The 6,249-nt window shown below is 35.9% G+C and carries 5 protein-coding genes; 3 read left to right on the top strand and 2 right to left on the bottom strand.

Translation table 11 applies throughout. The features are described 5' to 3' along the window. Nucleotides 1-582 (bottom strand): phytanoyl-CoA dioxygenase family protein (locus tag ABJF52_RS00385; RefSeq protein ID WP_348144651.1); only part of this gene is annotated, 582 nt, incomplete at its 3' end. 149 nt (nt 583-731) lie between these two features. Between ABJF52_RS00385 and ABJF52_RS00380 the strand changes: the two genes are divergently transcribed. From ABJF52_RS00380 to ABJF52_RS00370, 3 genes are read left to right on the top strand one after another with little or no spacing between them, the layout of a single operon-like run. After that, nucleotides 732-2,384: an altronate dehydratase family protein gene (locus tag ABJF52_RS00380; RefSeq protein WP_348144648.1), complete on the top strand. Its 1,653-nt coding sequence runs from the start codon at nt 732-734 to the stop codon at nt 2,382-2,384. 36 nt (nt 2,385-2,420) lie between these two features. Further along, on the top strand, nt 2,421-3,869 hold the full coding sequence (locus ABJF52_RS00375; protein WP_348144645.1) for a tagaturonate reductase: 1,449 nt from the start codon (nt 2,421-2,423) through the stop codon (nt 3,867-3,869). Between the two features lie 15 nt (nt 3,870-3,884). Then, a complete protein-coding gene (locus ABJF52_RS00370) occupies nt 3,885-4,712 on the top strand; it encodes an amidohydrolase family protein (RefSeq protein WP_348144642.1) in 828 nt (275 codons plus the stop codon). Nucleotides 4,713-4,717: 5 nt separating this feature from the next. On the opposite strand, the gene ABJF52_RS00365 is transcribed toward ABJF52_RS00370, so the two are convergent. Continuing rightward, nucleotides 4,718-6,241: a DUF1501 domain-containing protein gene (locus ABJF52_RS00365; RefSeq protein WP_348144639.1), complete on the bottom strand. Its 1,524-nt coding sequence runs from the start codon at nt 6,239-6,241 to the stop codon at nt 4,718-4,720. Nucleotides 6,242-6,249: the final 8 nt, after the last annotated feature.

Raw genomic sequence — 6,249 nt, 5'->3', positions numbered from 1 at the left:
AGCGTCCAATAATCCCCATTTATGACTTTTAGGTATATAATGTAAACATCCATTTTCGGTTGAGGCATCATCGAGGGCAGTCCAGCATGTTAAATGTTGCATAGCTATCGTACGTGTCCAATACGAGTAATCTTGGTGCCAGGCAACAACGCCACCATGCTTTGCTGGTTTGCAAAATAATTGGTCGTGCCAAAAACGAACTGATTTGTCCTCTAGTAACTGATGGGCGGCCATTGCAAAAGCCGGATTCCATATTACATCATGAAACCCTGGAGTTATACGCCAATGCCCTAAAGAATGAAATAAAACAGTATTTGGGTCTTCCGACTCGTTACTATGAAACTCGTAGAACAAATGATGAGCAGGGTGTTTAGGGTCAATTATTTCATTCAGTTCTTTACATAAAATTTCAACTTGCTCGTCATTTAATAACTTTATGTTCGCGACATAACCCATTTCGTGAAAATGTGCGACCTGCTCGTCACTTAATCGATATTGATCCCATTCTGACTTGGAAGTAGGCCAATTAAACATTTTGGAAATTAATTGGTGATTATCGGCTAAATCTCTTACCGTGTTCATTGTTCTAATATTTAATGTATTCTCTACTCAAAAATATACTTCAAAATCGTATTTTTAGCTACTTAATTCAAATTTTTCATAACAATTGGAAGAGATTGTTTAATTAAGATGAATTAATAATCACATAAAAGATAATTTTTTTTAAAAGTATGGCAACAAAATTTATTCAGATTCACCCTAAAGACAATGTCTTAGCAGCACTAACGGATTTAACGGCGGGTACTATTGTAGAACATGAGGCTAGTTCGTTAACGTTAACGACTGATACACAGGCGAAACATAAATTTACCACTATCGATCTTCAGGTTGGTGATGATATAATAATGTATGGTACTTTGGTAGGTAAAGCAACTAAGCCAATTGCAAAAGGCGAAACTATTACAACTGAAAATGTTGTTCATGCATCTTTAGCATATGGAGTAGGAGGTGCAAAGGAAGACTGGGAGGCACCTGATGTTTCTAAATGGAAAGACAAAACTTTTAACGGTTATCATAGAGCAGATGGCAGAGTTGGTACAGCAAATTATTGGTTGGTTATTCCCATGGTTTTTTGTGAAAACAGAAATGTTGAGGTAATGAAATCTGCTTTATTGACAGCATTAGGTTATCATATGACCACAGATTTTGTAGTAGATACTGAATCTCTTGTTAAAAAATATAAAGATGGTGCTTCCGCTGAAGAATTGATTAATGTTGATATTATGAAGACACCAGAGGAGATTAAACAAAATCGTACTTTTCCGAATGTAGATGGAATTAAATTTTTAACGCACGAAGGAGGATGTGGAGGCTTTCGTTTAGACTCCGAAACACTTTGTAATTTGTTTGCAGGTTATATTACAAATCCGAATGTAGCTGGTGCAACAATTTTAAGTCTAGGTTGTCAGAATGCTGAGGTTCGCATAGTAGAAGAAAGAATTAAAAAACTAGATCCAAATTTCTCAAAACCATTATATATATTAGAACAACAAAAAAGTAAAAGTGAGCGACACTTTATTGAAGATGCTGTAAAGAAAACTTTTCTTGGGTTAATAGAAGCAAATAAAGTGGAACGTAAACCTGCACCTTTAAATAAATTGGTGTTGGGTCTTGAATGTGGTGGTTCTGATGGATTCTCCGGAATTTCTGCAAATCCGTCATTGGGTCATGCCTCAGATTTGTTAGTTGCTCTTGGAGCTACAACTGTTTTATCGGAGTTTCCTGAATTAAATGGTGTTGAGCAGGAATTGATAAATAGATGTGAAACGGAAGAAGGGGCGAAAAAGTTTACAGTCTTAATGGATACGTATTCGGCTAGGGCGGTTGCACTTGGATCTGCTTTTGCAGATAATCCATCTCCAGGTAACATAAAGGATGGCCTTATAACTGATGCTATTAAGTCTGCAGGAGCAGCAAAAAAGGGAGGAACCTCTCCTGTAACCGATGTTTTGGATTACACAGAACCCGCAAATAAAAAAGGATTAAACCTATTATGTACTCCTGGAAATGACGTTGAAAGTACTACTGGACTTGCTGGTTCGGGTTGTAATGTTATAGCATTTACAACTGGATTAGGAACCCCAACAGGTAATCCAATTACCCCTGTTATTAAAATGTCTAGTAATGATGCATTGGCAAAACGTATGAAAGATATTATTGACTTTAATACTGGAGGTGTTATTACTGGAGAAGCCTCAATAGAAGCTAAGGGTGAAGAACTTTTGGATTACATAATTGAGGTTGCAAGTGGTGAAAAGGCTCCCGCTGCAGTAAGACTAGGACAAGAAGATTTTATTCCATGGAAAAGAGGTTTGTCATTATAGAACAACTTCATTATTAAAGGTGATATAATTTATACGATGCAAAAATTAAATAGAAATACAGTTGAAGGCCTACATCCATTACCTCTAAAAATAATGCAATTTGGTGGCGGTAATTTTCTGCGTGCTTTTGTAGATTGGATGGTACAGGTATTAAATAAAGAAACTGATTTTAGTGCAGGTGTTGTTATTGTAAAGCCCACTGAAAGAGGAGATTATAGCGAATTGAAATCTCAAGATGGATTATTTACTGTGGTTTTAGATGGAATTAAAAATGGAGAATTAGTTGCTGAAAAAACTATTGTAGATTGCGTACAGAAAGTAGTGCATTCGTATAATGAATGGGATGCTTATCTAGCTTTAGCAGAAAATCCTGATTTGCGCTTTATTGTTTCTAATACGACTGAAGCAGGAATTAAATTTAATTCAGATGATCAGTATAATACTAATCCTCCACAAGAATTTCCCGCAAAATTAACCCGTTGGTTGTATCATAAATTCGAATTTTTTAAAGGAGATCCGGCAAAAGGATGCATTATTTTACCCTGCGAATTGATAGAAAATAACGGCGTAGAATTGCGTAGAGTTGTACTGCAATATGCTGATCACTGGGGTGTAAATAATGATTTTAAAACATGGATCAATACTTCAAATTATTTCTGTAGTACATTAGTAGACAGAATAGTATCTGGATTTCCTAAAGAACGTGCTGATGAGATTTTGGCTGAAACTAACTATGCGGACGAACTTTTAGTGGCTGGAGAATATTACCATAGTTGGGTAATTGCAGGAGATGAAATGGTGCAACAAGAATTACCTTTTTCTCAAACCGATTTAAATGTTGAGTTTGTAGATGACCTTGGACCATATCGTGAAATGAAAGTGCGTATCTTGAATGGTGCTCATACGTCTATGGTGCCTGTTGGATACTTGGCTGGAATACGCTTTGTAAAAGAAGCCATGGATGATGATGTAGTTTCTAACTTTGTAGAATCCCTTTTAAAAGAGGAGTCTGCAAAGACCTTAGATTTTCCACTGGAAGTAAAGCAAAAGTTTATTGCCGCAGTTTTGGATCGTTTTAGAAATCCATTATTAAAACATCAGTTAATAAGTATTTCTTTAAATAGCACTTCGAAATTTGTAGCACGTTTGTTGCCGACACTAAAAGATTACTTTGCTAAAGAAGGTGTGCTTCCCCAAAGAATTGTATTTGGACTTTCAGCTTTAATTCGTTTTTATAAAGGCGAATTTGACGGTGAAAAAATTGATTTGAATGACGACAAAGTAGTCCTAGATTTTTTTAGTTCTGTTTATTCTAAATTAGAAGCTGGTGAATCTTCATTACCAATTGCTGTTGAGAACATATTAAGTAATTCTAGTATTTGGGGTGAAGATTTAACATTAATTAATGGATTGGCAGAAGCAGTTTTAAATAATATTCAAAATATTGAAAGTAAAGGAATACGAGCTTCAATTCAACTTTTGTAAACAAAAATAGTAAACATGATAGTAGATTCGCATCAGCATTTTTGGAAATATGAACCAGTAAAACATTCGTGGATTGATGATGACATGGCAAATATCCGTCGTGATTTTCTACCTGCTGATTTAAAGGATGTTTTTTCTAAAAATGGTGTTGATGCTTGTGTTGCTGTTCAGGCAGATCAAACCTTGGCCGAGACTGATTTTCTTTTAGAATTGGCAAATGCAAATGATTTTATCAAAGGTGTAGTAGGATGGGTGGACCTTCGTTCGGAGAAAGTAGATGCTGATTTAGATAAATATCATTCAGAAAAAAAGCTTAAAGGCTGGCGACATATTGTACAGGGCGAAGCGGATCATAACTTTTTAATTCGAAAGGATTTTTTAAGAGGAATCTCTTTTTTAGAAAAGTACAATTACGTTTATGATATTTTAATTTTCCCACATCAATTGGGCGCAACACTTGAATTTGTAAAACATTTTCCACATCAAAAATTTGTTATTGACCATATAGCTAAACCCTATATAAAAGATGGATTTTATGATGGATGGGCTGTATTGATGAAAGAAGTTGCAAAGCATGACAATGTACATTGCAAACTATCTGGGATGATTACTGAGGCTGATTATAAAACATGGAAACCAGAACAAATAGAACCTTATATGAATTTGGTATTACAAGCTTTTGGAACTGAAAGAATAATGTTTGGTTCTGATTGGCCGGTATGTTTAGTTGCCGGTGAATACAGGGATGCCAAAGTATTAGTCACAAATTTTATTTCAAATTTAAGCGCTTCAGAACAGCAAGCAATAATGGGTGAAAACGCAATAAAGTTTTATAACCTGTAAAAGAATTAGGCTAATAAATCTTTAACAACATGCCCATGAACATCTGTTAATCGATATCTTCGACCTTGATGTTTAAAAGTTAAACGTTCATGATCAACACCAAATAAGTGCATTAAAGTTGCATGAAAATCGTGAACATGCACGGGGTCTTTAACCACATTATAACTAAAATCATCTGTTTCTCCGTGCGTGTATCCAGATTTTACGCCTGCACCGGCCATCCACATAGTAAATGCTTTTGGATGATGGTCACGTCCATAATTCTCTGGAGTTAATTGACCTTGGGAATAAACGGTTCTTCCGAATTCTCCTCCCCAAACGACTAAAGTGTCCTCAAGCATGCCACGTTGTTTTAAATCTTTTATGAGTGCAGCATTAGCTTGATCAGTACGTTTGTTTTGTGCTTTAACACCTCCCGGACAACCAATATGCTGGTCCCAACCTTGGTGATACAACTGTACAAATTTCACATCTTTTTCTAATAGTTTTCTGGCCATTAAACAATTGGCAGCATACGTGCCCGGGTCTCTACTGTCTTCACCATACATGTCGAAAATGTAATCAGGCTCATCAGACATGTCGGTAACCTCAGGCACAGAAGTTTGCATTCTAAATGCCATTTCATATTGTGCCATGCGTGCTTTTATTTCGGGATCTCCATAAGCATCATTTTGTACATCGTTAAGTTTCCCTAAATAATCTAACATTTGCCTACGGTCCTGACCATCATAATTTTCAGGATTACTTAAATATAAAACAGGATCTTTTCCAGATCTAAACTGTACACCTTGGTGTTCGGTCGGTAAAAACCCGTTTCCCCAAAGTCTTGAGTATAACGGTTGTCCACCCATATTTTTAGTAATCAAAGTAATAAAAGTAGGTAGGTTTTCATTGTCAGAACCTAAGCCGTAACTTAACCAAGAACCAATTGAAGGTCTTCCTGCAAGTTGATTACCGGTTTGCATAAATGTAATTGCCGGATCGTGATTAATTTGATCGGTTTGCATCGATTTAATAAAACATAAATCATCAACTACTTCTGAGGTGTAAGGTAACAATTCACTTGCCCACGCTCCTGAATTACCATGTTGTTTAAAATTGAAAATAGATGGTGCCATTGGAAAACTGGTTTGTTCAGCACTCATAGCGGTTAATCGTTGTCCTTGTCGAACAGAATCTGGCAAGTCCTGACCATACATATTTTTTAATTTGGGTTTGTAATCCCACATGTCTAGTTGTGAAGGTCCACCACTTTGAAAAAGATATACAATGCGTTTTGCTTTGGGTAAATGATGTGGTAAGCCTAAACGATTTTTGTTATAAGACTTTAATAGTGCATCTGCATTGGATGCATCTAAATTGCTGCCTTTAACAGAAGCCCAGGCTTTATCAGCATTTAATAGGGAGCCCAATGCAATAGCTCCTAGACCCATTGAAGTCTTTGTTAAAAAGTTTCTTCTATTTAATTGATCTTCAACTTTTTGAAGGTCTTTATTGTTTGATTTAACAATGTCATGATTATAACACATAAGCTTGC

It is taken from the genome of Aurantibacter sp. (genome assembly GCF_039941195.1).
Classification (GTDB): Bacteria; Bacteroidota; Bacteroidia; order Flavobacteriales; family Flavobacteriaceae; genus Aurantibacter_A.
Note: the sequence above shows the minus strand (reverse complement) of the source record. Positions and strands in the feature narration are given on the sequence as shown.

What these genes read in the sequence shown, in the direction of transcription:
- ABJF52_RS00380 (WP_348144648.1), top strand. Translation starts at nt 732, where the DNA reads ATGGCAACAAAATTTATTCAGATTCACCCTAAAGACAATGTCTTAGCA.
- ABJF52_RS00375 (WP_348144645.1), top strand. Translation starts at nt 2,421, where the DNA reads ATGCAAAAATTAAATAGAAATACAGTTGAAGGCCTACATCCATTACCT.
- ABJF52_RS00370 (WP_348144642.1), top strand. Translation starts at nt 3,885, where the DNA reads ATGATAGTAGATTCGCATCAGCATTTTTGGAAATATGAACCAGTAAAA.
- ABJF52_RS00365 (WP_348144639.1), bottom strand. Translation starts at nt 6,241, where the DNA reads ATGTGTTATAATCATGACATTGTTAAATCAAACAATAAAGACCTTCAA.